The organism is Streptomyces sp. PTY087I2 (genome assembly GCF_001687325.1).
Taxonomy (GTDB): Bacteria; Actinomycetota; Actinomycetes; order Streptomycetales; family Streptomycetaceae; genus Streptomyces.
In genome coordinates, this window is the sequence record NZ_LZRD01000004.1 from 75,606 (window position 1) to 99,894 (window position 24,289).

General features: G+C 71.4%; 24 protein-coding genes, 1 pseudogene and 1 riboswitch. Of the genes and pseudogenes, 17 read left to right on the forward strand and 8 right to left on the reverse strand.

Features of this window, described 5'->3' with window-relative positions:
- Positions 1–335: 335 nt before the first annotated feature.
- From A3Q37_RS05175 to gcvT, 4 genes are all read right to left on the reverse strand, one after another.
- A complete protein-coding gene (locus tag A3Q37_RS05175; protein WP_065478145.1) occupies positions 336–1,721 on the reverse strand; it encodes an L-serine ammonia-lyase in 1,386 nt (461 codons plus the stop codon).
- 170 nt (positions 1,722–1,891) lie between these two features.
- A complete protein-coding gene (gene glyA, locus A3Q37_RS05180; RefSeq protein WP_065478147.1) occupies positions 1,892–3,151 on the reverse strand; it encodes a serine hydroxymethyltransferase in 1,260 nt (419 codons plus the stop codon).
- A gap of 26 nt (positions 3,152–3,177) precedes the next feature.
- Positions 3,178–3,555, reverse strand: coding sequence for a glycine cleavage system protein GcvH (gene gcvH / locus A3Q37_RS05185; protein ID WP_006127740.1), 378 nt, complete (start codon positions 3,553–3,555; stop codon positions 3,178–3,180).
- Between the two features lie 121 nt (positions 3,556–3,676).
- On the reverse strand, positions 3,677–4,792 hold the full coding sequence (gene gcvT / locus A3Q37_RS05190) for a glycine cleavage system aminomethyltransferase GcvT (protein WP_065478149.1): 1,116 nt from the start codon (positions 4,790–4,792) through the stop codon (positions 3,677–3,679).
- A 176-nt stretch (positions 4,793–4,968) separates the two neighbouring features.
- Positions 4,969–5,066, reverse strand: a riboswitch (glycine riboswitch).
- A 163-nt stretch (positions 5,067–5,229) separates the two neighbouring features.
- Between gcvT and A3Q37_RS05195 the strand changes: the two genes are divergently transcribed.
- The 10 genes from A3Q37_RS05195 (at position 5,230) to A3Q37_RS05240 (ending at position 15,620) form a co-directional block, all read left to right on the forward strand.
- Positions 5,230–5,904, forward strand: coding sequence for an AAA family ATPase (locus A3Q37_RS05195; protein WP_065478152.1), 675 nt, complete (start codon positions 5,230–5,232; stop codon positions 5,902–5,904).
- Between the two features lie 89 nt (positions 5,905–5,993).
- The gene (locus A3Q37_RS05200) at positions 5,994–6,764 is read left to right on the forward strand and encodes an enhanced serine sensitivity protein SseB (protein WP_032770303.1); all 771 of its coding nucleotides are present in this window, start codon (positions 5,994–5,996) and stop codon (positions 6,762–6,764) included.
- A gap of 188 nt (positions 6,765–6,952) precedes the next feature.
- On the forward strand, positions 6,953–7,741 hold the full coding sequence (locus A3Q37_RS05205) for an enhanced serine sensitivity protein SseB C-terminal domain-containing protein (RefSeq protein WP_065478155.1): 789 nt from the start codon (positions 6,953–6,955) through the stop codon (positions 7,739–7,741).
- A gap of 286 nt (positions 7,742–8,027) precedes the next feature.
- Entirely contained in the window at positions 8,028–9,698 is a 1,671-nt protein-coding gene (locus tag A3Q37_RS05210; protein WP_065478158.1) for an ABC transporter substrate-binding protein, read from the forward strand.
- Positions 9,699–9,783: 85 nt separating this feature from the next.
- A complete protein-coding gene (locus A3Q37_RS05215; protein ID WP_006127747.1) occupies positions 9,784–10,788 on the forward strand; it encodes an ABC transporter permease in 1,005 nt (334 codons plus the stop codon).
- A gap of 1 nt (position 10,789) precedes the next feature.
- A complete protein-coding gene (locus A3Q37_RS05220) occupies positions 10,790–11,752 on the forward strand; it encodes an ABC transporter permease (RefSeq protein WP_065478161.1) in 963 nt (320 codons plus the stop codon).
- 6 nt (positions 11,753–11,758) lie between these two features.
- The gene (locus A3Q37_RS05225) at positions 11,759–12,751 is read left to right on the forward strand and encodes an ABC transporter ATP-binding protein (RefSeq protein ID WP_065478164.1); all 993 of its coding nucleotides are present in this window, start codon (positions 11,759–11,761) and stop codon (positions 12,749–12,751) included.
- Positions 12,748–13,965 carry an oligopeptide/dipeptide ABC transporter ATP-binding protein gene (locus tag A3Q37_RS05230; protein WP_065478166.1) on the forward strand — a complete coding sequence of 406 codons (1,218 nt, stop codon included), beginning with the start codon at positions 12,748–12,750 and terminating at the stop codon, positions 13,963–13,965. The genes A3Q37_RS05225 and A3Q37_RS05230 overlap by 4 nt, the downstream gene beginning before the upstream one ends.
- A gap of 29 nt (positions 13,966–13,994) precedes the next feature.
- The gene (locus A3Q37_RS05235) at positions 13,995–14,666 is read left to right on the forward strand and encodes a trimeric intracellular cation channel family protein (RefSeq protein ID WP_065478172.1); all 672 of its coding nucleotides are present in this window, start codon (positions 13,995–13,997) and stop codon (positions 14,664–14,666) included.
- A gap of 72 nt (positions 14,667–14,738) precedes the next feature.
- Complete coding sequence (locus A3Q37_RS05240) at positions 14,739–15,620, forward strand: thioesterase family protein (RefSeq protein WP_176711350.1); 882 nt, start codon at positions 14,739–14,741, stop codon at positions 15,618–15,620.
- A 138-nt stretch (positions 15,621–15,758) separates the two neighbouring features.
- Here A3Q37_RS05240 and A3Q37_RS05245 read toward each other — a convergent pair whose 3' ends face one another.
- Positions 15,759–16,385 (reverse strand): TetR family transcriptional regulator, encoded by a 627-nt coding sequence (locus A3Q37_RS05245; protein ID WP_065478181.1) that lies wholly within the window; start codon positions 16,383–16,385, stop codon positions 15,759–15,761.
- A gap of 116 nt (positions 16,386–16,501) precedes the next feature.
- Between A3Q37_RS05245 and A3Q37_RS37145 the strand changes: the two genes are divergently transcribed.
- From A3Q37_RS37145 to A3Q37_RS05255, 3 genes are all read left to right on the forward strand, one after another.
- Entirely contained in the window at positions 16,502–16,657 is a 156-nt protein-coding gene (locus A3Q37_RS37145; protein WP_176711351.1) for a hypothetical protein, read from the forward strand.
- 80 nt (positions 16,658–16,737) lie between these two features.
- Positions 16,738–17,115 (forward strand): hypothetical protein, encoded by a 378-nt coding sequence (locus A3Q37_RS05250; protein ID WP_065478185.1) that lies wholly within the window; start codon positions 16,738–16,740, stop codon positions 17,113–17,115.
- 176 nt (positions 17,116–17,291) lie between these two features.
- Complete coding sequence (locus A3Q37_RS05255) at positions 17,292–18,461, forward strand: cysteine desulfurase family protein (RefSeq protein ID WP_065478187.1); 1,170 nt, start codon at positions 17,292–17,294, stop codon at positions 18,459–18,461.
- Positions 18,462–18,546: 85 nt separating this feature from the next.
- Here A3Q37_RS05255 and A3Q37_RS05260 read toward each other — a convergent pair whose 3' ends face one another.
- Complete coding sequence (locus A3Q37_RS05260) at positions 18,547–19,284, reverse strand: N-acetylmuramoyl-L-alanine amidase (RefSeq protein WP_065478190.1); 738 nt, start codon at positions 19,282–19,284, stop codon at positions 18,547–18,549.
- A gap of 61 nt (positions 19,285–19,345) precedes the next feature.
- Between A3Q37_RS05260 and mnmA the strand changes: the two genes are divergently transcribed.
- A complete protein-coding gene (gene mnmA / locus A3Q37_RS05265) occupies positions 19,346–20,482 on the forward strand; it encodes a tRNA 2-thiouridine(34) synthase MnmA (protein WP_065478193.1) in 1,137 nt (378 codons plus the stop codon).
- 47 nt (positions 20,483–20,529) lie between these two features.
- Here mnmA and A3Q37_RS05270 read toward each other — a convergent pair.
- A pseudogene (locus A3Q37_RS05270) lies at positions 20,530–21,331 on the reverse strand (alpha/beta fold hydrolase).
- Between the two features lie 75 nt (positions 21,332–21,406).
- Positions 21,407–21,742, reverse strand: a complete 336-nt coding sequence (locus tag A3Q37_RS05275) for a DUF427 domain-containing protein (RefSeq protein WP_065478194.1) — start codon at positions 21,740–21,742, stop codon at positions 21,407–21,409.
- Positions 21,743–21,876: 134 nt separating this feature from the next.
- On the opposite strand from A3Q37_RS05275, the gene A3Q37_RS05280 reads away from it, so the two are divergent.
- The 3 genes from A3Q37_RS05280 (at position 21,877) to A3Q37_RS05290 (ending at position 24,260) form a co-directional block, all read left to right on the forward strand.
- Positions 21,877–22,416: a TIGR00730 family Rossman fold protein gene (locus tag A3Q37_RS05280; protein WP_006127764.1), complete on the forward strand. Its 540-nt coding sequence runs from the start codon at positions 21,877–21,879 to the stop codon at positions 22,414–22,416.
- 79 nt (positions 22,417–22,495) lie between these two features.
- A complete protein-coding gene (locus tag A3Q37_RS05285) occupies positions 22,496–23,185 on the forward strand; it encodes an SDR family oxidoreductase (RefSeq protein ID WP_065478198.1) in 690 nt (229 codons plus the stop codon).
- A gap of 46 nt (positions 23,186–23,231) precedes the next feature.
- Positions 23,232–24,260: a methionine synthase gene (locus A3Q37_RS05290; protein ID WP_065478205.1), complete on the forward strand. Its 1,029-nt coding sequence runs from the start codon at positions 23,232–23,234 to the stop codon at positions 24,258–24,260.
- The last annotated feature ends 29 nt before the right edge of the window (positions 24,261–24,289 follow it).

The following is a 24,289-nucleotide window of genomic DNA, read 5'->3' on the forward strand; positions in this document are numbered from 1 at the left end:
GGACGTACCTCTTCACGGGCCGTCGCCCGAGGTCACGCTCCGCGCAGGTGGGAGGACGCGGATGCCCGGACGTACGGAAGGCCCTTCGGCGAAACGGCGCGCAGCGGAGCACGCCCGGCCGACTGCTGCCCACAGGGCGCAGGGCCCTTCCGGCTGGGACCCCGAAGGACGACGCGCGCAGGTTCCTTCCGCAGGCCCGGTCACCGCGGCCCGAAGCTATGCCACGGCGGTGTCTACGGATATCCGAGGAGGCGGTTCCACGGATACGCAATCAATGTCACCGGAGATACGGACGTGCCACCTGAGACAGAGCCGTCCCACGGGGGTCTGCCGGCTCAGCACTCGATGATGTTCACCGCGAGCCCGCCCCGCGCCGTCTCCTTGTACTTCACGCTCATGTCCGCCCCGGTCTCCTTCATGGTCTTGATGACCTTGTCGAGGGAGACCTTGTGGCTGCCGTCGCCCCGCAGCGCCATCCGCGCCGCCGTGACCGCCTTCACCGCCGCCATGCCGTTGCGCTCGATGCACGGGATCTGGACGAGGCCGCCGACCGGGTCGCAGGTCAGGCCCAGGTTGTGTTCCATGCCGATCTCGGCCGCGTTCTCCACCTGCTCGGGGGAGCCGCCGAGGACCTCGGCCAGGGCGCCGGCCGCCATCGAGCAGGCCGAGCCGACCTCGCCCTGGCAGCCGACCTCGGCGCCGGAGATCGAGGCGTTCTCCTTGAAGAGGAGGCCGATCGCGCCCGCCGCGAGGAGGAAGCGGACGACGCTGTCCTCCTTCTCCGCCTCGGTGCAGCCGTGGGACGCGAAGTTCATGTAGTAGTGCAGGACGGCCGGGATGATGCCCGCCGCGCCGTTCGTCGGGGCGGTGACGACGCGGCCGCCCGCCGCGTTCTCCTCGTTGACCGCCATCGCGTAGAGGGTGATCCACTCCATCGCGTGGGCCTGCGGGTCGCCCTCGGCGCGCAGCTGGCGGGCCGAGTTCGCGGCGCGGCGGCGGACCTTGAGGCCGCCGGGGAGGATGCCCTCGCGCGACATACCGCGCGAGACGCAGGCCTGCATGACGCGCCAGATGTCCAGCAGACCGGCGCGGATCTCCGCCTCGGTGCGCCAGGCCAGCTCGTTCTCCAGCATCATCGAGGAGATGGACAGACCGGTCTCGCGGGAGAGCCGCAGCAGTTCGTCGCCGGTGCGGAAGGGGTGTTTGAGGGCCGTGTCGTCCGGGACGATCGGGTTCTCGCCGGCCACCGCGTCCTCGTCGACGACGAAGCCGCCGCCCACCGAGTAGTACGTCTTCTCCAGGACCGGGGCGCCCTCGGCGTCGTACGCGAAGATCGTCATGCCGTTGGCGTGGTACGGGAGCGCCTTGCGGCGGTGCAGGACCAGGTCGTCGTCGAAGGCGAACGGGATCTCGTGCATGCCCAGCAGGTTGATCCGGCCGGTGGCGCGGATCTCGTCCACGCGCGTGTCCGCCGTCTCCACGTCGACGGTCTGCGGCGACTCGCCCTCCAGGCCGAGCAGGACCGCCTTGGGCGTGCCGTGCCCGTGGCCGGTCGCGCCGAGCGAGCCGTACAGCTCGGCCCGTATCGAGGTCGTGTGCGCGAGCAGGCCCTCGTTCTTCAGGCGGCGCGCGAACATCCGGGCGGCCCTCATCGGGCCCACCGTGTGGGAGCTGGACGGGCCGATGCCGACCGAGAAGAGGTCGAAGACCGAGATGGCCACGGGAGGACTCCTTGGGGGGTTGGAAGACGCCGTTGTCTGCCTGGGCGGTGCGGGACAAGCGGGGCAAGCGGGAGAAAAGCAAAGCCGGAAGGCAAGGAACGGGGCACCGCGCTCACTCTTCTCAGTGTGCGCGGTGCCCCGTCACGATGCGCGGAACCGCAGGCCGGGTGCTACTTCAGGCCGGGGTACAGCGGGAACTTCTCGGCCAGCGCGGCGACGCGGGCCTTCAGGTCGTCCGCGTCGTACGACGGCTTGAGGGCGGACGCGATGATCTCCGCGACCTCCGTGAACTCCTCGGCGCCGAAGCCGCGGGTGGCCAGCGCCGGGGTGCCGATCCGCAGGCCCGAGGTGACCATCGGGGGGCGCGGGTCGTTCGGGATGGCGTTCCGGTTGACCGTGATGCCCAGCTCGTGGAGCCGGTCCTCGGCCTGCTGGCCGTCCAGCTCGGAGTTGCGCAGGTCGACCAGGACCAGGTGCACGTCGGTGCCGCCGGAGAGGACGGAGACGCCGACCTCGGTGACGTCCGGCTGGACCAGGCGCTCGGCCAGGATCCGGGCGCCGTCCAGGGTGCGCTGCTGGCGCTCCTTGAACTCCTCGCCCGCCGCGATCTTGAACGAGACCGCCTTGGCCGCGATCACGTGCTCCAGCGGGCCGCCCTGCTGACCCGGGAAGACCGCCGAGTTGATCTTCTTGGCGAGCTCCTGGGTGGAGAGGATCACGCCACCGCGCGGACCGCCGAGGGTCTTGTGCGTGGTAGTGGTGACGACGTGGGCGTGCGGCACCGGGTTGGGGTGCAGACCGGCCGCGACCAGGCCCGCGAAGTGCGCCATGTCGACCATCAGGTATGCGCCGACCTCGTCCGCGATGCGACGGAAGGCGGCGAAGTCGAGCTGGCGCGGGTAGGCGGACCAGCCGGCCACGATCAGCTTCGGCTGGGACTCCTTGGCGAGGCGCTCGACCTCCTCCATGTCCACGACACCGGTCTCGTCGACGTGGTACGGGACCACGTTGTAGAGCTTGCCGGAGAAGTTGATCTTCATGCCGTGGGTCAGGTGACCGCCGTGGGCCAGGTTCAGGCCCATGATCGTGTCGCCCGGCTTCAGCAGCGCGAACATCGCGGCGGCGTTCGCCTGGGCGCCGGAGTGCGGCTGCACGTTCGCGGCCTCGGCGCCGAACAGGGCCTTGATCCGGTCGATCGCGATCTGCTCGACGACGTCGACGTGCTCACAGCCGCCGTAGTAGCGGCGGCCGGGGTAGCCCTCGGCGTACTTGTTGGTGAGGACGGAGCCCTGCGCCTCCATGACGGCGACCGGAGCGAAGTTCTCCGAGGCGATCATTTCGAGGGTGGACTGCTGGCGGTGGAGCTCGGCGTCGACGGCGGCGGCGACGTCCGGGTCCAGCTCGTGGAGGGAGGAGTTCAGAAGCGACATCAGGGGGTCCCTTAAGGTCTCAGGTCTCAGTTGCCGGAGAACGCGGTGTACTCGTCGGCGGAGAGCAGATCGGCCGGCTCCTCCGCGACGCGCACCTTGAACAGCCAGCCGCCCTCGAAGGGAGCGGAGTTCACCAGCGAGGGGTCGTCCACGACGTCCTGGTTGGCCGCCGTCACCTCACCGGTCACCGGCGAGTACAGATCGCTGACGGACTTGGTCGACTCCAGTTCGCCGCAGGTCTCGCCCGCGGTCACCGTGTCGCCGACCTCCGGGAGCTGGGCGTAGACGACGTCACCGAGCGCGTTGGCCGCGTACTCCGTGATGCCGATCGTGGCCACACCGTCCTCGACGGCCGACAGCCACTCGTGCTCCTTGCTGTACCGCAGCTGCTGGGGGTTGCTCATGACCTGAATTCTCCTGTACGCGGGGGAGTGCTGATGAACGGTGGTCTTGCGGTGTGAGACGGAGGTACGTCACTTCCGTGACGCCCGCACGCCGATATGAGGGTCCGGTTGTTCCGGAATATCACTTCTGGCGCTTGTAGAACGGCAGCGCGACGACCTCGTACGGCTCGTGCGTGCCCCGGATGTCCACGCCCACGCCCTCGGTGCCCGGGGCGGCGAAGGCCGCGTCCACGTAGGCCATGGCGATCGGCTTGCCCAGGGTGGGGGAGGGGGCGCCGGAGGTGACCTCGCCGATCACCTTGCCGTCCGCCACGACCGGGAAACCGGCACGCGGGACCCGGCGGCCCTCGGCGATCAGGCCGACCAGCTTGCGCGGCGGGGCGGTCTCGGCGCGCTCGGCGGCGGCCTTCAGCGCCTCGCGGCCGATGAAGTCGCCCTCCTTCTCGAACTTCACGACCCGGCCCAGCCCCGCGTCGAACGGGGTCAGCGCGGTCGTCAGCTCGTGCCCGTACAGCGGCATCCCCGCCTCCAGGCGCAGCGTGTCCCGGCAGGAGAGCCCGCACGGGATCAGGCCGTGCGGCGCGCCGGCCTCGGTCAGCGCCTGCCACAGCTGCTCGGCGTGCTCGGGCGCGACGAACAGTTCGAAGCCGTCCTCGCCGGTGTAGCCGGTACGGGCGATGAGCGCGGGGACCCCGGCGACCGTGCCCGGCAGGCCCGCGTAGTACTTCAGCCCGTCCAGGTCGGCGTCGGTGACGGCCTTCATGATCGCGGGGGACTCGGGGCCCTGGACCGCGAGCAGCGCGTACGCGTCCCGGTCGTCGCGCACCTCGGCGTCGAAGCCCGCCACCCGGGCGGTCAGCGCGTCCAGCACGATCTGGGCGTTGCCCGCATTGGCGACGACCATGTACTCGGTCTCGCCGAGGCGGTAGACGATCAGGTCGTCGACGATCCCGCCGTCCTCCTGGACGATCATCGTGTAGCGGGCCCGGCCGTTGCCGACGGTGGCGATGTTGCCGACCAGCGCGTAGCTCAGGAAGGCGGCGGCCTCGGGCCCGGTGACGGTGATCTCGCCCATGTGGGAGAGGTCGAAGAGGCCGGCCCGGGTGCGTACGGCGTTGTGCTCCTCGCGCTCGCTGGCGTACCGCAGGGGCATGTCCCAGCCCGCGAAGTCGGTCATGGTGGCGCCGAGCGAGCGGTGCAGCGCGTCGAGGGCGGTGAGACGGGGGGCAGTGCTCATGGGCATGGCTCCAGGGCATGACGACGTCAGGACGGAAATCCTCCCCATCTGTCATCGGAACCTGAGAGGTTCGCCGATAGCCCCTGACGGGGTATGCCCCCGGAGGGCGCCCCTGTTCAGGGGGCTCGGCTTGCACCTTGGGTGGAGTCGCGGGGCGACTCGCTTTTCAGATCTGCCTCATCCACGCGGTACGGGGCCTGAGAGATTCAAGGGAGGATCTTGCTCCTTCGGCGCCCGGCTCACACTGTGGCCGGAACTCTCCCGCGCGGATTCGAACGGCCGGTATGCAGTTGGCGGGGTCATCATCGCATGCATCGGGGGAGAGTGGGGGTCCGGTCTCCATTCCGTTCTTCGCTCCGGTCCTCGGTTGTGCCGCATTGCCTTTTCTTTACACTTCAGGAGCAGACGTGCGAGACGCGACGGCAGGGGGATGGGCGATGACGTTGCAGCGGTCCGTACCGACCGTAGGGGCCGCGTGCGACGCGATGCCCGCACGGCCCGGCGCACCCGTGCGGGAGCTGCTGGAAACCCGTGCGCCGGTGGTACGTGACCTGCGCGGGCGCACCGGCCACGGCCCGTTCAGCCTCGATCTCACCCCCGGGGACATCGTCGTGGTCTCCGGGCTCCCCGGCAGCGGCAAGTCGACCCTCATCCGGCGGGCCGTCCAGGGGCGTGCCGTCGACTCCCAGAACAGCCGCGACAGCTGGGCCGCCGCCCTGCCCCGGTTACTTCCCTACGCCCTCTACCGCCCCCTCGTCCGCGCCGCGCACTACCTCGGCCTCCACCAGGCCCTGCGCTCCGGTGAATCCGTCGTCGTGCACGACTGCGGCACCCAGTCCTGGGTACGCCGGTGGCTCGCCCGGCACGCGGTGAGCCGGGGCCGCACCCTCCATCTGATCCTGCTCGACGTGACGCCCGAGGTGGCGCGGCAGGGGCAGCGCGAGCGCGGCCGGGGGGTCTCCGGTTACGCCTTCGCCCGCCACCGGCACGCGGTGGCCCGGCTGCTCCGCGACACCGAACAGGGCCTGCTGCCCGCCGGCTGCACCTCGGCGGTGCTGCTCGACCGGGAGGCGGCGGGGGCGCTCGGCCGGATCTCCTTCACGGACGCCTGAGCTTCCGCCGCCCGCTGCGGTTAGGGTGCTGGCCGGAGCAGAGGGCCGCCGAGGCGCGGCCCGGGCGGTTGAGAGAGGGCACAGAGCCAGTGGACATTCCGGCACCCGCACCGGCCCACCCCCAGCAGGGGTGGCCCGCCAACGAGCTCGAAGAGGTGCTGACGGCCTCGCTCGGCGTCCCGGACGCGGGCGGCCGCCTCGTCGAGGTGCTCGGCCGCAGCTCCGTCTGGGTGCCCCTGCCGAACGGCGGCACCCCCGCGAGCGCGGACCTCGACCTGCCGATGATGGAGATCGACGGCGCGGCCTTCGTCCCCGTCTTCAGCTCGGAGGCCCAGTTCCTCAGCTGCGTCGGCAGCCACATGTCCTTCACCGTCGCGCCCGCCCGCGACTTCGCCCGGGGGCTGCCCCCGCAGGTCGGGATCGCCGTGAACCCGGGCGGCGCGGTCGGCATACCGCTGCCGCCGCCCGCCGTCGCCGAGCTCTGCCGGGCGGGCCGCACCGCCCTGGACGGGCCCGCCACCGGCGGCCGGGTCCGGCTGTTCGAACCGGACTGGCAGCACGACCCGGTCGACTTCCTCACCGCCGTGTCCGAGGAGTTCGAGGCCACCGGAGTCGTGAGCACCGCCCGCCGGACGCTGGCCAGCATCGAGGGCGGCGACCCGGTCCTCTTCGTCGGCGTCGAGTTCGCCACCTGGGACGGGGCGGGGCAGAGCGCCCCCATGGACGCCATCGGCCGGGCGCTCGGCCGGGTCCAGGTGCCCTGGCCGGTCAACCTGGTCCTGCTGGACGTGGCCCAGGACCTGGTGGGGGACTGGATGCGGGAGAAGGTACGCCCGTTCTACCGCCGCGAGGGCCACTGAGGGCCACCGGATCACCGGCGTGAGGGCCGGTGAGGGCCTCGGGACCGGGCGCCGCCGGACCGTGGCGTCAAGTCGGTGTCTGAAGTGGCGCATAAGCTGGTTTGATGGCGTGGTCGCTCCCGTGTGCCCGGGAGCGATGGCGTGAATGCGACGGATCTGCGACGGATCGACGAGGGGCGGAACCCAGGGTGAGTGCGTCAGGCACCACGGCGGCCGGAAAGGTGGAGCAGCTGCTCCGCCAGGTGACCCCCGGGCGTTACGACGCCTACGAGGAGCTGCTCTCCGCTGTCGCCGAGGGCCGGATCTGGATGCTGCTCTGGCACGGCACGGCCGGCTCGCCGGACGCCCAGTACGGGAACATGGAGATCGACGGACTGGGGTACGCCCCCTGCGTCACCTCCGCCCAGGAGCTCTCCGCCAGTGGCTGGAACCGGGCCCATGAGCTGGTCACCGGACGCGACATCGCCCGCGCCCTGTTCCCCGACCGCTGGGGCATCTGGCTCAACCCGCACGCCCCCGGCGGCGGCGTCGGCATCCCCTGGCTCGATCTGCGCCGGATCGCCACCGGCCTGGACCGGCTGCCCGCCGGACCGCTCCGGCTGAGCGAACCCGCCATCGAACTCCCGCAGTTCTACGCCCTGCTCACCCAGAACGCCCACCGCACCCCCGCGATCCGCTCCCTGCGCCGCGCCTGGGTGCACCCCGCCGTCGGGGTCCCGTATCTCGCGATCGGCCTCGACCTCTACGACACCGGCCGCGCCGCCGTCGAATCGGTGCGCGAGATGATGCGGCAGTCGGTCGGCGCGGTCCCCGAGGGGCTGCCCGTCTCCACCGTCGCGCTGTCCGACGAGTACGACCCGGTCGGCATGTGGCTGCGCGCCAACACCCGCCCGTTCTACGACCGCGAGGCCCACGCCGCCCCGGCCGCGCCCCCGGCCGCCGCCCCGGGCTACGGATACCCGCCCCTGCCCCGCTGAGCCGAAGGCCTCGCCGACCCGAAGTCCTCGCCGACCCGAAGGACCCGCCGGTCCTCGGGGGACAGCGTCACCGGGGCAGGCCCCGCCCCTGGTCACCCTCCGTCGAACACCCCTCGATGTCCGGCTTGTTAACTTCCCCCGGGAGGATGTCCCGGAACTGGACGGTTTGTTAACTGTCCGGGTCTCGACTAGGTCTCACCGCTATCCGGACTGTTCTCTTGCGGTGGGCACCGTCTGTAGTGTGCGGCCATCAAACCTCACCACATGGCGAACCAGGGGTGGACCCATGCGAATATTCAAGTCCCGGGCTGTCCGGGCGATCACGACGGCGGTCGCTGTCGGTCTGGTCGCCACGGGCTGTTCCAGCGATCGGGACGGGGGTGACGCCAAGGGGGGCGACAAGGACACCTTCGTCTTCGCCGGAGCCGGTGACCCCGGTTCCCTCGACCCGGCCCTCGCGAGCGACGGCGAGACGTTCCGCGTCACGCGTCAGGCCTTCGAGGCGCTTCTGGAGCACGAGCCCGGCGGCAGCAAGCTCGTCGGCGGTCTCGCCGAGACGTGGGACAGCGACCCGGCCGGCAAGGTCTGGACGTTCAACCTGCGCCAGAACGTCAAGTTCCACGACGGCGAGGCGTTCAACGCCGCCGCGGTCTGCGCGAACTACGACCACTGGTTCAACTGGAAGGGCACGTACCAGTCCAGCGCGGTCTCCTACTACTGGCAGACCATCATGGGCGGGTTCGCGAAGAACGAGGACGCCGAGGCGCCCAAGCCCAACTACAAGTCCTGCACCGCCAAGGACGAGAACACGGCCGTCATCGAGGTGAACGAGCCCTCGGCGAACCTGCCGGGCGGATTCTCCCTCCAGGCGCTCGCGATCCACTCGCCGAAGGCCCTCAAGGAGTACGAGAAGCAGGATGCGACCGCCAAGGGCGACGCGATCACGTACCCCAAGTACAGCCAGGAGGCCGGCACGGTCGCCGGCACCGGCCCGTACAAGATCGTCAAGTGGAACAAGGGGAACAAGGAAGTCTCCCTGGAGCGCTTCGACGACTACTGGGGTGAGAAGGCCAAGGTGAAGAACCTGGTCTTCCGCACCATCTCCACCGAGGAGACCCGCCGCCAGGCGCTCCAGGCGGGTGACATCGACGGCTACGACCTGGTCGCGCCGGCCGATGTGACGACGCTGGAGAAGCAGGGTTACGAGGTCCCGACCCGTGACGTCTTCAACATCTTCTACCTGGGCATGAGCCAGTCGGCGAACCCGGCGCTGAAGAAGCCCGAGGTCCGGCAGGCGATCACGCAGGCCATCGACCGCGAGAACCTCGTCAACACCCAGCTGCCCGAGGGCGGCAAGGTCGCGACCCAGTTCATGCCCGACACGGTCGCCGGCTTCTCGGACAAGGTGAAGACCTACCCGTTCGACACCGCCAAGGCGAAGGACCTCCTCAAGCAGGCCGGCGAGGAGAAGCTCTCCATCGACTTCTGCTACCCGACCGAGGTCACCCGCCCCTACATGCCTGCCCCGCAGGACATGTTCGAGCTGATGAAGGCCGACCTGGAGAAGGCCGGCATCACCATCAAGCCGAAGGCCATGAAGTGGGCCCCGGACTACCTGGACGCCACCGAGGCGGGCTCCTGCGCCCTGCACATGCTCGGCTGGACCGGTGACTTCAACGACGGCTACAACTTCATCGGCACCTGGTTCTCCGGACCGGACAAGCAGTGGGGCTTCAAGGACCAGAAGGTCTTCGACGCCGTGAACGCCGCCTCCAAGGTCACGGACCCGGCCGCCCGCACCGAGGCGTACAAGAAGGCCAACGAGGTCATCGCCGAGTACATCCCGGGCGTGCCGATCTCCTCGTCGCCCCCGGCCATCGCGTTCGCCAAGAACGTCAACCCGCCGAAGGTCTCCCCGCTGACGCAGGAGAACTTCGCCGAGGTCTCCTTCAAGTAATCGCACACCAGCGGGTCCGCCCGGCCACAGCAACCAGGTGGCCGGGCGGACCCGCTTCGACGCACGTGAGAAAGGGGCATGCGGGGTGCTGCGACTCGTCGTAAGAAGACTTCTCCAGCTCATTCCCACCCTGCTCGGCCTGTCGGTCCTGCTGTTCCTCTGGCTGAACCGACTGCCCGGCGGACCCGCCTCAGCGATCCTGGGCGAGCGGGCCACCGAAGCCGAAGTGGCGAGAATCAACCGTGCACTCGGGCTCGACGAGCCGGTGCACGTCCAGTACTGGCGCTTCCTCAAGCGCATCTTCGAGCTCGACCTCGGCACCTCCACCCAGACCGGCCAGCCGGTGTGGGACGAGTTCGCCCTGCGTTTCCCGGCCACCGTGGAGCTCAGCGTCGCCGCGATCCTGATCGCCGTGGCCGTCGGCATTCCGATGGGCTACCTGGCGGCCAAGCGGCGCGGCGGCTGGCTGGACGTCGCCTCGGTCTCCGGATCGCTGCTCGGCATCTGCATCCCGGTCTTCTTCCTGGCCATGCTGCTGCGCGGGATCTTCTCCGTGGAGCTGGGCTGGTTCCCCAGCCAGGGACGCCTCACCACTGGCATCAACGCCACCGACGTCACCGGATTCGCGGTGCTGGACGGGGTGCTGACCGGCGAGTTCGACGCCAGCTGGGACGCGATCATGCACTTGGTCCTGCCCGCCGTCGCCCTCGCCTCCATCCCGCTCGCCGTGATCGTCCGGATGACGCGCGCCAGCGTCCTGGAGGTGCTCGGCGAGGACTACATCCGTACCGCCGAGTCCAAGGGCCTCGACAAGGGCACCGTGCGCGGCCGGCACGTGCTGCGCAACGCGCTGCTGCCGGTGATCACCGCGGTCGGCCTGCTGACCGGCAGCCTGCTCTCCGGCGCGGTCCTCACGGAGTCCGTCTTCGACTTCGGCGGCATCGGCTCCTTCATCCGTACCGCGATCGACGGCCGCGACTACCCGGTCCTCGTCGGGTTCATTCTCTTCATCGCGATGGTGTACGTGCTGATCAACCTGCTGGTCGACCTCGCGTACAGCATCATCGACCCGAGAGTGCGGGTGCACTGACGTGACGATCCTGACCAACAAAGCAGACAAGATCGACCGTCTTGCCGAGCTGACCCAGAGCACCGAGAGCGTCAGCGGCAGCAGCCTGTGGCGCGAGGCGTTCCGGCGGATGCGCTCCAGCAAGATGGCGATCATCGGCGCGGCGATCATCGCCGTGTTCATCCTGGTCGCCGTCGTCGGGCCGATGCTGGCCCCGCACGGAGCGACCGCGCAGAACTGGCGCAGCGAGGTCTTCCCCAACCAGGGCAAGTTCGTCGGCATGCGCGGCGAGAACTGGTTCGGCCTGGACCACCTGGGCCGCGACATGTTCTCCCGCTGGCTCGTCGGCGCCCGGCAGACGCTCCTCGTCGGTGTGGTCTCCATGCTCATCGGCCTGATCGTCGGCGCGGTCGTCGGTGTGCTCTCCGGAGCCGCCGCCACTCTCGGCGGCAAGGCCGGGCAGCGCGTCGACACCGTGATCATGCGCTTCACCGACATCATGCTGTCGCTGCCCTCGCTGCTGCTCGCGGTCTCCATCGCCGCCGTGCTCGGCCAGTCGCTGACCACCGTGATGATCGCCGTGGGTGTCGTCCAGATCCCCATCTTCGCCCGCCTGCTGCGCGGTTCGATGCTGGTGCAGGGCGGCGCGGACTACGTGCTCGCCGCCAAGGCGGTCGGTATCCGGCGCAAGCGGATCGTGCTGACCCAGATCCTGCCGAACTCGCTGAGCCCCGTGATCGTCCAGGCCACCCTGAGCCTGGCCACCGCGATCATCGAGGCCGCGGCCCTGTCCTACCTGGGGCTCGGCAACCCCGACCCGGCCGTTCCCGAGTGGGGCGTGATGCTCTCCCAGGCGCAGCGCTTCTTCGACAACGAGCCGATGATGGCCGCCTACCCGGCCGTCGGGATCATCATCACCGCCCTCGGCTTCACCCTGCTCGGCGAGGCCATGCGCGAAGCCCTCGACCCGAAGTTGCGAGGCTGAAGTCCCATGTCACTGCTCTCCGTTGAGGAACTCAGCGTCACCTTCACCGCCCGCGGCCGCAAGGACGCCACGGCCGTCGACGGCGTCTCCTTCGCCGTCGACCAGGGCCAGGTCGTGGGCCTGGTCGGCGAGTCGGGCTGCGGCAAGTCCGTCACCTCCCTCGCCCTGATGGGGCTGCTGCCCCGCAAGGGCGTGCGGATCGGCGGCCGCGCCGAGTTCGACGGCCAGAACCTGCTGACCATGAACGAGCGCAAGCTCCGCGACATGCGCGGCAGCCAGCTCGCGATGATCTTCCAGGACCCGCTGTCCTCGCTGAACCCGGTCGTCCCGATCGGCGTCCAGGTCACCGAGATCCTCCAGCGCCACCGCGGCCTGAAGGGCGAGAAGGCCCGCAAGGAAGCGGCGTCCCTGCTCGACCGGGTCGGCATCCCCGACCCGGACCGGCGGCTCAAGGAGTACCCGCACCAGCTCTCCGGCGGTATGCGCCAGCGGGCGCTGATCGCCATGGCGGTCGCCTGCGCGCCCCGGCTGCTGATCGCCGACGAGCCGACGACGGCACTCGATGTGACCATCCAGGCGCAGATCCTGGAGCTCCTGAAGGAGCTGGTCGACCAGGAGGGCACCGCCCTGCTGATGATCACGCACGACCTCGGTGTCGTCGCCGGCCTCTGCGACGAGGTCAACGTCCTGTACGCCGGACGGGCGGTGGAATCGGCGGGCCGCCGCGAGCTGTTCGCCCACCCCACCCACCCGTACGCGCACGGGCTGCTCGGCTCCATCCCGCGGCTGGACGCACCGCGCGGCGAGCCGCTCAACCCGATCCGCGGCTCCATCAACGACAAGATCGCCTGGGCCGACGGCTGCGCGTTCGCACCCCGGTGCGACCACTACACGATGGAGTGCCTCACCGGCACCCCCGAACTGACCGAACCACGCACGGCCGGACACCAGGTGCGCTGCGTCAACCCGGTCCTGCCCACAGCGGAGGTCCCGGCATGAGCCTTCTCGAACTGGACGACGTCAAAGTCCACTTCCCGGTCAAGAAGGGCCTCTTCTTCGACCGTACGGTGGGCCACGTCTACGCGGTCGACGGTGTCTCGCTGTCCATCGAGGCCGGTCAGACGTACGGCCTGGTCGGCGAGTCGGGCTGCGGCAAGACGACGCTCGGCCGGGCGGTCCTGCGGCTGAACGACATCACCGACGGCGGGGTCGTCTTCGACGGCACCGACCTGGCGAAGCTGCCGGGCGAGGAGATGCGGGCCTTCCGCCGCCGCCTCCAGATGGTCTTCCAGGACCCGCTGGGCAGCCTCAACCCCCGGCAGAACATCGAGTCGATCCTGTCCGAGGGCATGGCCGCCCACGGCATCGGCAAGGACCAGGCGGAGCGCCGGGAGAAGATCAAGGACATCCTGGCCAAGGTCGGCCTGCCGGCCAACGCGCTCTCCCGCTACCCGCACGAGTTCTCCGGCGGCCAGCGCCAGCGCATCGGCATCGCCCGCGCGCTGGTCCTGGAACCGGACGTGATCATCTGCGACGAGCCGGTCTCCGCGCTCGACGTCTCGGTCCAGGCGCAGGTCATCAACCTGCTGGAGGAACTCCAGGAGTCCCTCGGCCTGACCTACCTGGTGATCGCGCACGACCTCGCGGTCGTCCGGCACATCTCGGACGTCATCGGGGTGATGTACCTCGGCGGGCTCGTCGAGGAGGCCCCGAGCGACGCGCTGTACGCGAAGCCCCGGCACCCGTACACCAAGGCGCTGATGTCGGCCGTCCCGGTGCCCGACCCCGAGGTGGAGGACCGCCGCGAGCGCATCCTCCTCCACGGCGACCTGCCCTCCCCGGCGAACCCGCCGGCCGGCTGCCGCTTCCACACCCGCTGCCCGTGGGTGCAGGAGACCAAGTGCGCCACGGAGCGCCCGCCGCTGCTGGACACGGGCGACGGGCACAAGGTGGCCTGCCACTTCACGGCCGAGATCGAGGCCGGAACGGTGAAGCAGACCCTGGCGACCGGCATCGAGGCGGTCACGGGGACGGAGACGGTGGCGGCCGAGGCGGTGGAGGTCTCGGAGAGCGACACCCCCGAGAAGGCGCCCGCGACCGTACCGGCCCAGGCCGACGCGGACGCCAAGGAGAAGGCGACGGACACCGAGGAAGAGGCCGAGCCCCCGGCAGCCGACGCCACGGAGAAGGCGGAGGGCAGCCCCAAGGCCTAGGGAGCGTCCGGGACCGGCACAATTGCCCGGTGCTCACCGAACTGTTCACGCCCTCCGTCCAGCATGCGCTCGACCTCGTCGGGATCTTCGTCTTCGCGATCTCGGGCGCCCTGCTCGCCGTCCGCAAGAACTTCGATGTCTTCGGCATCGCGGTTCTCGCGGAGGTGACAGCGCTGGGCGGAGGGCTGTTCCGTGACGTCATGATCGGCGCGATCCCGCCCGCCGCCTTCACCGACCTCGGCTACTTCATCACCCCGCTGTTCGCCGCCGGCCTGGTCTTCTTCCTCCACCCGCACGTGGAACGCATCCAGGTCGGCGTCAACGTCTTCGACGCGGCGGGGCTCGGCCTGTTCTGTGTGACCGGCACGGTCAAGGCGTACGAGTACGGCCTCGGGCTCACCGCGTCCGCCGCGCTCGGCCTGGCCACGGCGGTCGGCGGCGGTGTGCTGCGCGACGTGCTCGCCAACGAGGTGCCCTCGCTGCTGCGCTGGGACCGCGACCTGTACGCGGTGCCCGCGATCGTCGGCGCGACCATGGTGGTCCTGTGCATCCGCTTCGACACCCTGAACGCGCTGACCAGCGGGATGGCGGTGATCGCCGCGTTCGTCCTGCGGCTGCTGGCGCTGCGCTTCCACTGGCGGGCGCCCCGTGCGTACAACCGGTCCTCGGCGCGGGCGGAGGAGGGACCGGCGGCGACGTAGGGCGGGGCGGCCGGGTAACGGCGCTCACAAAAAGCTACCGCTCAGTAGGATGGTGGATGTACCGTGCATGCCATGGCACAGGCAGCGACTGAGGCAGTGACCGGAGCGGCGCGGACCGCCCCGGCGACCATCGGCGACAGCGAGTTCGACCGCGACACGGCGGTCACCCTGCGCGAGGAGGGCGTCTACGACGCCGAGCTCTCCGCGGGCTGGACGATCATCCACGCCGTCAACGGCGGCTATCTGCTGGCCCTGCTCGGCCGGGCCCTCGGTGAGGCCCTGCCGCACTCCGACCCGTTCTCCGTCTCGGCGCACTACCTCACCGCCTCCGTGCCCGGCCCGGCGGTGATCCGCACCCAGGCCGTCCGGACCGGCCGCACCCTGTCCACGGGCCAGGCCTCCCTCTTCCAGTACGCGGAGGACGGCAGCGAGATCGAGCGCATCCGGGTCCTGGCCACCTACGGCGACCTGGACACGCTCCCCGACGACGTCCGCACCACGGCCCTGCCGCCCGCCATGCCCGACCGGGACCACTGCCTCGGCGCGGCCGACGGCGACGCCCCGATCCCCGGCAGCTCCGCCATCACCGAGCGCCTCGACATCAGGCTCGACCCGGCCACCGTCGGCTGGGCGGTCGGCGCCCCGTCCGGCAAGGGCGAGATGCGCGGCTGGTTCGGCCTGGCCGACGGCCGCGACCCGGACCCGCTGTCGCTGCTGCTCACCGTGGACGCCCTGCCGCCGACCTCGTTCGAGCTGGGCCTGACCGGCTGGACCCCCACCGTCGAGCTGACCACCCACATCCGCTGCCGCCCCGCCCCGGGCCCGCTGCGCGTCGCCATCACCACCCGTAACCTCGCGGGCGGCTTCCTGGAGGAGGACGCCGAGGTCTGGGACAGCGCCGACCGCCTCGTCGCCCAGTCCCGCCAGCTCGCCAAGGCCCCGCGCACGAAGTAGGGCGTACGCGCGTACCGGCGTACGAGCACGGTTTCCGTGCGCGTCGGACGTACGAGCCGGGCGTACGGGAACGGCTGCCGCGCCCGTCCGGGAGGTCGGTCCCGGGCGGGCGCCGAGGCCGTCAGGGGCGTACGTCCGTCACCCCTCGTCCAGCCAGTGCGCCCGCCCGATGGTGACCAGCCGCAGCCGCCGCCGGGCCACCCGGACGACCTCCGCCTCGCCCTCCGGGCCGGCCTCCAGCAGGGTCGACGTGGTGATCACCATGTGGTCCACATAGAGGCCGCCGAGCATCAGCAGATCCTCCTCGCTCCAGCCGGCCGCCCCCGGCTCCTGGCCGAGCGCGCACGCCACCTCCTCGGCGAACCGCCGCAGTTGAGCCGCGATCGCCGCGCGCACCGGGCCGACCCCGCCGTGCTGCTCCCGGGCGATGAACCGGAAGTGGGCGGGCTGCGCGCCGACATGACGCGCTATCACCGCCACGCTCCGGTCCAGGCGCTCATCGCTGTCGCCCGTCTCCATGAGCACCGCGGCGATCAGCCCGTGCAGGCTCCCCAGCGTCTCCTCCACCAGGGCGACGCCGAGCGCCGCGGTGTCCTCGAAGTGCCGGTAGAAGGCCGTCGGGGTGACCCCGGCCGCCCGCGTGACCTCCCGCAGTCCCAGGCTGCTCAGACTCTGGTGCTCCAGGAGGGCGAGCGCCGCGTCCAGGAGGGCCTGGCGCGTCCTGAGCTTCTGGGTCTGGCGGATGCCGACGGGAGTGTGACTCATGCCATTCAGTAAACAACCGTTCTCCGAGTCAGGGGAAGGGTGTGGGGTTTAGACTTTCGAGTCAGTGAACACTCGTACTCCGAACGGCTTTCGTCGTCGCACAGAGAGGTTCCGCCGTGCTCGTCCTCGTCGCCGCGCTGCTCCTGCTGGGGATTCTCCTCGGGGCGGCCGCCCACATCCCGCTGCCGCTGACCCTGGCCGCCGCGGCCGTGATCGGCTGCTGGCTGCTGATCTTCGCCATACGCGAGCGCGCGTCGCGCCGCACCCACTGACCCGCCGTACGCACCGACGCACCGCACCCGCACCCGCCGAGCCTGCCGTTTCCCGGAACCGATCCGAAGGAGCTCGCACCATGACCCTCACCCTCATCGACCGCACCCGCCGCACGGACACCGCCTCCGGCAAGGACGCGGACGCCGACCTCGGCAAGGACGTCGTCGACCCGGGCGCGACGCCGGAAGAGACCACCGACCCCGCTCCCCGCCGGGCCGCCGGCCGGGAGGCGGACGGTCTCGCCGTCGCCTCGTTCGTCCTCGGCCTCGTCGGGCTGCTGATCTTCAACATCGTGCTCGGGCCCATGGCGATCGTGATGGCGCTGCTGGCCCTGGCCCGTCGCACCCGCCGCCGGGGCCGCGCCTTCCTCGGCCTCGCCCTGGGCGTCGCCGACCTCGCCGTGCTCGCCGCCCTGGTCACCGCCAACGGCACCGTCGCCTGGAGCATCGGCGGCTGACGCACGCCCCGAAGCGGCCCCGCGAGCCGCGCTCTCCCCGTTCCGGATCGGGCTCCGGGCCGGGGCCCGGCCGCTCTCCGCACCGGTCCACCGCACCCCACGAAGCCGTGCGCGGGGACCAGGCCGTGACGCGCCCGGCATGCGCCTCACCCCGGGCTCGTAGAATCGGCCCCACCATGGCTTACCTCGACCACGCCGCGACCACCCCGATGCTCCCCGAAGCGATCGGGGCGATGACCGCCCAGCTCTCCGTCACCGGCAACGCGTCCTCGCTGCACGCCGCCGGACGCCGGGCCCGCCGCACCGTCGAGGAGTCCAGAGAAGCCCTCGCCGACTCGCTCGGCGCCCGCCCCAGCGAGGTGGTGTTCACCTCCGGTGGCACGGAGGCCGACAACCTTGCCGTCAAGGGCCTCTACTGGTCCCGCCGCGACGCCGACCCCCGCCGCACCCGGGTCCTCGCCGGCCCCGTCGAACACCACGCCGTCCTCGACGCCGTCGACTGGCTCGCCGAACACGAGGGTGCGAACGTCGACTACCTCCCCGTCGACCGCCACGGCCGGGTCCACCCCGAAGCCCTGCGCGAGGCGATCCTCCGCAACCCCGACGACATCGCGATGATCACCGTGATGTGGGCCAACAACGAGATCGGCACGATCATGCCGGTACGTGAACTGGCGGCGGTGGCAGCGGAGTTCGGGATCCCCATGCACGCCGACGCGGTCCAGGCCTTCGGCCAGCTGGAGGTCGACTTCGCCGCCTCCGGGCTGGCCGCGATGACGGTCAGCGGACACAAGATCGGCGGCCCGTTCGGCATCGGCGCGCTGCTGCTGGGCCGCGACCACACCCCCGTGCCCGTCCTGCACGGCGGCGGCCAGGAGCGGCACGTACGCTCCGGCACCCTGGACGTGCCCGCCGTCGCCTCGTTCGCCGTCGCCGGACGGCTGGCGGCCGAGCGGCGCGAGGAGTTCGCCCGCAGGGTCGGCGGGCTGCGCGACGAGCTGGTGACCGCCGTGCGCCTGGCCGTGCCGGACGCCGTGCTCGGCGGCGACCCGGATCCGGCCGGACGCCTGCCCGCCAACGCCCACTTCAGCTTCCCCGGCTGCGAGGGCGACTCCCTGCTCCTGCTGCTGGACGCGCAGGGCATCGAATGCTCCACCGGCTCCGCCTGCACCGCCGGGATCGCCCAGCCCAGTCACGTACTGCTCGCCACCGGGACCGATCCGGACCTGGCCCGGGGCACCCTGCGCTTCTCGCTCGGCCACACCTCGACCGAGGACGACGTGAAGGCGCTCGCCGAGGCGATCGGCCCGGCGGTCGAGCGGGCCCGGACGGCCGGGCTCAGCTGAGGCAGGCGCGTACGGCCGGACTCAGCCGAGCCGGGTGCGAACCGGGCGGGCTCGGCTGCCGAGGGCCGTCCCCGTCCCGGCTCCGCTACGCCTTCGCCGACGGCGAGGGCGTGGGGCTCGGCGGCGCCGTCGCGGCCCGCCGCACCAGCTCCATGTACCGGTCCCAGTCCCAGTGCGGCCCCGGGGCGGTGTGGTCGGTGCCCGGCACCTCCACATGCCCGATGATGTGCTCCCGGTCGATGGGTATGTCGTACCGCGCGCAGATCGACGCCGTGAGCCGCGCCGACGACGCGTACATCGCCTTCGTGAGGTCCTTCGGCCGGTCCACGAACCCCTCGTGCTCGATGCCGACGGCCCGCTCGTTGTAGGAGCGGTTGCCCGCCTGGTACGCCACGTCCAGCTCGCGGATCATCTGCACCACCCGCCCGTCCTGCCCCACGATGTAGTGCGTCGCGGCCCGGTGGGCGGGGTCCTGGAACACCTTCACCGCGCTGGCGAAACTGCCCTGGGTGACATGAATGATCACCCGGTCGATGGGGAAGTCGTCCGGCCGGTCCGCACGCCGCCAGTTCGCCTCCGACGCGGCCACCCAGGTCGCCCCCGCGTAATCCAGCTCACCCGGCTTCCGGGGCTTCTCGACGCCGGGGACCTGCCACCACAGGCGCTTCACCTTGTCGCGCGCGAGCACGGCGGCGGCTCCGGCGGCCGCCACCGCGCCGCCGCCGATCAGCAGCGCGCGGCGGCTGACGCCGTCCGCCGGCTTCTTCCGCGAAGGCTTTCCCGACGGCTTGCGCGCGGCCCGGGTGCTCCCGTTCTTCCCCATGTGATCGTCAACGCTTATCCGCGAGCGTTCGGTTCCCGGCGACCCGTACCCTGGAGGGGCTATGACTCAGACTTCCCAGCGCCCCCTGCGTGTCCTCGCCGCGATGTCGGGCGGCGTGGACTCCGCCGTCGCCGCCGCCCGCGCCGTCGAGGCGGGCCACGACGTGACCGGTGTCCACCTCGCCCTGTCCGCGAATCCCCAGTCCTTCCGGACCGGGGCGCGCGGCTGTTGCACCATCGAGGACTCCCGGGACGCCCGCCGCGCGGCCGACGTCATCGGTATCCCGTTCTACGTCTGGGACCTGGCGGAACGCTTCCGCGAGGACGTCGTGGAGGACTTCGTCGCGGAGTACGAGGCCGGGCGCACGCCCAACCCCTGCCTGCGCTGCAACGAGAAGATCAAGTTCGCCGCGCTGCTCGACAAGGCCCTCGCCCTCGGTTTCGACGCCGTGTGCACCGGCCACTACGCCACGGTCGTGCTCACCGAGGACGGCAGCCGCGAGCTGCACCGGGCGTCCGACATGGCCAAGGACCAGAGCTATGTGCTCGGCGTCCTGGACGAGAAGCAGCTCGCCCACGCCATGTTCCCGCTCGGCGACACCCTCACCACCAAGGACGAGATCCGCGCCGAGGCCGAGCGCCGGGGCCTGGCCGTCGCCAAGAAGCCCGACAGCCACGACATCTGCTTCATCGCCGACGGCGACACCCAGGGCTTCCTGGCCGACCGCCTCGGCGGCCCGGCCGAGGGCGACATCCTCGACGAGTCCGGTACGAAGCTGGGCACCCACGAGGGCGCGTTCGGCTTCACCATCGGCCAGCGCAAGGGCCTGAAGATCGGCCACCCGGCCCCCGACGGCAAGCCGCGCTACGTCCTGGACATCTCCCCGGTGAACAACACGGTCACCGTCGGCCCGGTCGAGGCCCTGGACGTCACCGCCCTGACCGCGATCAAGCCCCGCTGGTGCGGAACGCCCCCGTCCGGCCCGGGTACGTACACCGCGCAGCTGCGCGCCCACGGCGGCGAGACCGAGGTGACGGCCGAGCTGGTCGACGGCTCCGAGCTGAACGTCACCTTCACCGAGCCGGTCCGGGGCGTCGCCCCCGGCCAGGCGGTCGTCCTCTACGACGGCACACGCGTGGTCGGCTCGGCCACCATCGCCACGACTGTGCGCCGCGAGCGGGTGGCGGCGGGCGGCTGAGACCGGGCGACCCGGGCCCGGGCGGCCGAGCCCCGCCCGCGTACCGGCTAGGACGCCCTTCGGTACGCGTACACGTCCCTGGCGAAGAACTCCGTCAGCACCGGCGCGAGCACCTGCGGCGCCACCTCGCGCATCTGGCCCGTCAGCGTGCGGTGCCGGCCGCGCGGCAGGGCCTCGGCCAGGGTCCGGGTCGCGGCCCGGGCCGGGGCGCTGCTGAAGCCGCCGCAGATCACCAGGGTCCGGGCGGCGACCGCCGAGAACCGCTCGGCCGGGATCGCCCCGTCGCCCAGCAGCGCGTCGTCGTACGCCAGGGTGTGCGCCCTCGCCTCCAGCTCCGCCCACACCGGGGTGCGCCGCATCCGGGCGGCCGTCTCCTCGGCGACGCCCGTCATGGACAGGAACAGCTCCACCGCCCCGCCCCGGTCCCCGGCCGCCAGCAGCCGCTCCAGCCGGGCCGTGCAGCGGGCCTTGAACCGCAGGCCGGACGTCCCCGGCGTGTAGGGCGGCTCGTACACGGCGAGCAGCTCCACCGGGAGTCCGGCGGCGGCCGCCTCCAGGCCCAGCGCCCCGCCGGAGGACATTCCGAAGACCGACGCGCCCGCCCCGGCCGCACCGACGACGGCGGCCAGGTCCTCGACCTCCCGCGCGACGGTCGAGCGCCCCGTGTCACCGCTGGCGCCGGCCCCGCCGGTCGTAGGTGAGCACGGTGAAGCGCGGCGCGAGCAGAGCGGCCAGCGCCGCGTCGGTCGCGGCCACGCTCAGCGCCCCGCCGACCAGCACCAGCGGCGGCCCCTCGCCCTGGCGGCGGTAGGCGATCGGCGTGCCGTCGGCGGAGAGAATCCTGTCCATGGGAGAGGAGACCGGGGCGGTCCGGGAAACTCATCGCTCCGCCCGGAAAAATTTCCCGGGCGGACGAATCGAGGGTCAGTCCGCCACCGTCTCCGTGGCGTAGAAGCAGAAGTGGTCCTTGATCGCGGCGACTTCGGGCCTCGGGTCCGGGTAGGCCCAGACGAGATCGGCGGCCCCGGGCCGCGACCAGTAGGAGGCATCCCCCTTGAACGGGCAGTGGGTGGAGGTGTCCGACGCGGCGAGCAGTTCGGTGCGGACGTCCTCGGGCGGCAGGTAGGAGCGGACCGGACAGCCGGTCTCGCGGAGCACGAGCGGGCGGCGGCTCTCGGCCAGCACCTGTCCGTCGTGCACGGCCCGCACATGCTCGGTGCCCTGCTCGACGGTGATGCGGTGTCCTCGGGTGGCAGTCATGCCTGTTTCAGCGGCGTACGGGGCCGGGTTCTTCCTCGTACGCCGATCCCGTACGCCGATCCCGTACGCCGATCCCGTACGTTGATCCGTCCCCGGAACGGGGGAGTGTCCGAGGCGGGCCGTACGGTTGGCCCATGAACATCTGCGTCTTCCTCTCCGCCGCCGACCTCGACGACCGCTACACCGTGCCCGCCCGGGAGTTCGCCGAGCTGCTCGGCAGAGGCGGCCACACCCTGGTCTGGGGCGGATCGGACAAGGGCCTGATGAAGGTCGTCGCGGACGGTGTGCAGGCGACAGGAGGCCGGCTCGTCGGGGTGTCGGTCGAATTCCTCGCCGCGAGCGCCCGCCCGAACGCCGACGAGATGGTCATCGCCCGCGATCTCGCCGAGCGCAAGGCGCTTCTCCTGGAGAAGGCCGACGCTGTGGTCATCATGGTCGGCGGGACCGGGACGCTGGACGAGGCCACCGAGATCCTGGAGCTGAAGAAGCACGGCAAGCACACCAAGCCGGTCGTCCTGCTCAACACGGCGGGCTTCTACGACGGGCTGCGCCAGCAGTTCCAGCGCATGGAGGACGAGGGCTTCCTGCCGCTGCCCCTGACCGACCTCGTCTTCTTCGCCAAGGACGGCGTCGGCGCGCTCGCCTACCTGGAGGAGACCGCCGGACTCCAGTGAGCGGCCCGGACACGGGACCGGTGCCCACCCGGCGGAAACCGTTGGGCTCCCATAGGAAGCCCGCACATAGGATCCCCCCATGGCTACCCACCTCATCACCGGCGCCGGTTCCGGCATCGGCGCCGCTGTCGCCCGCCGTCTCCAGGAGCGCGGCGACGACCTCGTCCTGCTCGCCCGCGACGCCGGCCGCGCCAAGGAGTTCGCCGAGCGCTACCCGGGTGCGCGCACGCTCGTCGGCGACCTCGGCAACCCCGACCGGCTGTCCTGGGCGTTCGGCCAGCAGTCCATGCCCGAGCGGATCGACACCCTGCTGCACATCGCGGGCGTCGTCGAGCTCGGCGAGGTCGGGGAGCTCACGCCCAAGGCCTGGCACTTCCAGCTCAATGCCAACCTGATCGCTCCCGCCGAGCTCACCCGTCTCCTCCTGCCGCAACTCCGCGTCGCCCAGGGCCACGTCCTCTTCGTGAACTCGGGCGCCGGACTCAACGCCCACGCCGGGTGGAGCGCGTACGCCGCGAGCAAGCACGGCCTCAAGGCGCTCGCCGACTCGCTGCGTCACGAGGAGCACGGCAACGGGGTGCGCGTCACCTCCGTCTACCCGGGCCGCACCGCCAGCCCCATGCAGGCCAAGGTGCACCAGCAGGAGGGCAAGGAGTACGACGCGGAGCGCTGGATCGACCCCGAGTCGGTGGCCACCACCATCCTCATGGCGATCGACCTGCCGCGCGACGCCGAGGTCAACGACCTCACGGTCCGCCCCGGCCGCTGACGCCCCGCGTACGCGCGGGGCGAGCCGAGGACCGTAGGCTTCCCGCGTGAGCGAGAAGAGCAAGTTCAGCGGGTGTCCGGCGACCGGCATCGGGTCGATGCCCGGAGGAGACGCGAGGGAGGCGGCGAAGACCGTCACCGGGTCCTTCGCCGACGGCCAGGGCATGCCGTACCTGGCCGAACTGCCCGCGCGCGGGCCCGGCGCCGACATGATCGGCCGGAGCGTCGGCCTGCTCGTCGAGATGTACGGGCACGTCGAGCCGAGCGGCTGGCGGATCAGCGACCGGCCCGGCCGCGACACCCGCCGCGCCCGCTCCTGGCTCGGCGAGGACCTGGACGCCCTGGAGGAGTTCACCCAGGGGTACGAAGGGCTGCTCAAGGTCCAGGCCGTCGGGCCCTGGACGCTCGCCGCCGCCCTCGAACTGCGCGGCGGCGAAGCCATGCTGGCCGACCCGGGCGCCTGCCGCGACCTGGCCGGCTCGCTGGCCGAGGGTCTCCGCGCCCACCTCGCGGAGGTCCGCCGCCGGATGCCCGGGGCGAGCGTCGTCCTCCAGCTCGACGAACCCTCCCTGACCGCCGTCCTGCTGGGCCGGGTCCGCTCCGCCAGCGGCTACCGCACCTACCGCGCCGTGGACCGCCAGATCGTCGAGGCGACCCTGCGCGACGTCCTCGCGGCGGCGGGCGAGGACGGGACGACGCTCGTCCACTCCTGCGCCCCCGAGGTGCCCGTCGCGCTGCTGCGCCGGGCCGGGGCCGACGGAATCTCGCTCGACTTCTCCTTGCTCACGGAGCGTGAGGAGGAGGCGATCGGGGAAGCCGTCGAAGGCGGCACCCAGCTCTTCCTGGGCGTGGTGCCGTCCACCGACGCGGCAACGACGGCATTGTCGGACCCGGGCGGTAGCGTCATGGGAGTCAGGACGCTGTGGCGCAGGCTGGGGCTGAATCCGGGGACTCTCGCCGAGTCCGTCACGATCACCCCGTCGTGCGGTCTCGCGGGCGCGTCGCCCGCGTACGCCCGTACCGCGCTCGCCCACAGCGCCCGGGCGGCGAGGTCGCTCGCGGACAACCCTGAGTGACGGGGACGACGGGTACACAGGAGGACGGG

Bases quoted from the DNA above. Each gene is read 5' to 3' on its own strand.
- A3Q37_RS05250 (WP_065478185.1), top strand. From the start codon at position 16,738: ATGACCCTCACCCTCATCGACCGCACCCGCCGCACGGACACCGCCTCC.
- A3Q37_RS05225 (WP_065478164.1), top strand. From the start codon at position 11,759: ATGTCACTGCTCTCCGTTGAGGAACTCAGCGTCACCTTCACCGCCCGC.
- A3Q37_RS05230 (WP_065478166.1), top strand. From the start codon at position 12,748: ATGAGCCTTCTCGAACTGGACGACGTCAAAGTCCACTTCCCGGTCAAG.
- A3Q37_RS05210 (WP_065478158.1), top strand. From the start codon at position 8,028: ATGCGAATATTCAAGTCCCGGGCTGTCCGGGCGATCACGACGGCGGTC.
- gcvT (WP_065478149.1), bottom strand. From the start codon at position 4,792: ATGAGCACTGCCCCCCGTCTCACCGCCCTCGACGCGCTGCACCGCTCG.
- A3Q37_RS05275 (WP_065478194.1), bottom strand. From the start codon at position 21,742: ATGACTGCCACCCGAGGACACCGCATCACCGTCGAGCAGGGCACCGAG.
- A3Q37_RS05260 (WP_065478190.1), bottom strand. From the start codon at position 19,284: ATGGGGAAGAACGGGAGCACCCGGGCCGCGCGCAAGCCGTCGGGAAAG.
- A3Q37_RS05285 (WP_065478198.1), top strand. From the start codon at position 22,496: ATGGCTACCCACCTCATCACCGGCGCCGGTTCCGGCATCGGCGCCGCT.
- mnmA (WP_065478193.1), top strand. From the start codon at position 19,346: ATGACTCAGACTTCCCAGCGCCCCCTGCGTGTCCTCGCCGCGATGTCG.
- A3Q37_RS05240 (WP_176711350.1), top strand. From the start codon at position 14,739: ATGGCACAGGCAGCGACTGAGGCAGTGACCGGAGCGGCGCGGACCGCC.
- glyA (WP_065478147.1), bottom strand. From the start codon at position 3,151: ATGTCGCTTCTGAACTCCTCCCTCCACGAGCTGGACCCGGACGTCGCC.
- gcvH (WP_006127740.1), bottom strand. From the start codon at position 3,555: ATGAGCAACCCCCAGCAGCTGCGGTACAGCAAGGAGCACGAGTGGCTG.
- A3Q37_RS05245 (WP_065478181.1), bottom strand. From the start codon at position 16,385: ATGAGTCACACTCCCGTCGGCATCCGCCAGACCCAGAAGCTCAGGACG.
- A3Q37_RS05195 (WP_065478152.1), top strand. From the start codon at position 5,230: ATGACGTTGCAGCGGTCCGTACCGACCGTAGGGGCCGCGTGCGACGCG.
- A3Q37_RS05280 (WP_006127764.1), top strand. From the start codon at position 21,877: ATGAACATCTGCGTCTTCCTCTCCGCCGCCGACCTCGACGACCGCTAC.
- A3Q37_RS05255 (WP_065478187.1), top strand. From the start codon at position 17,292: ATGGCTTACCTCGACCACGCCGCGACCACCCCGATGCTCCCCGAAGCG.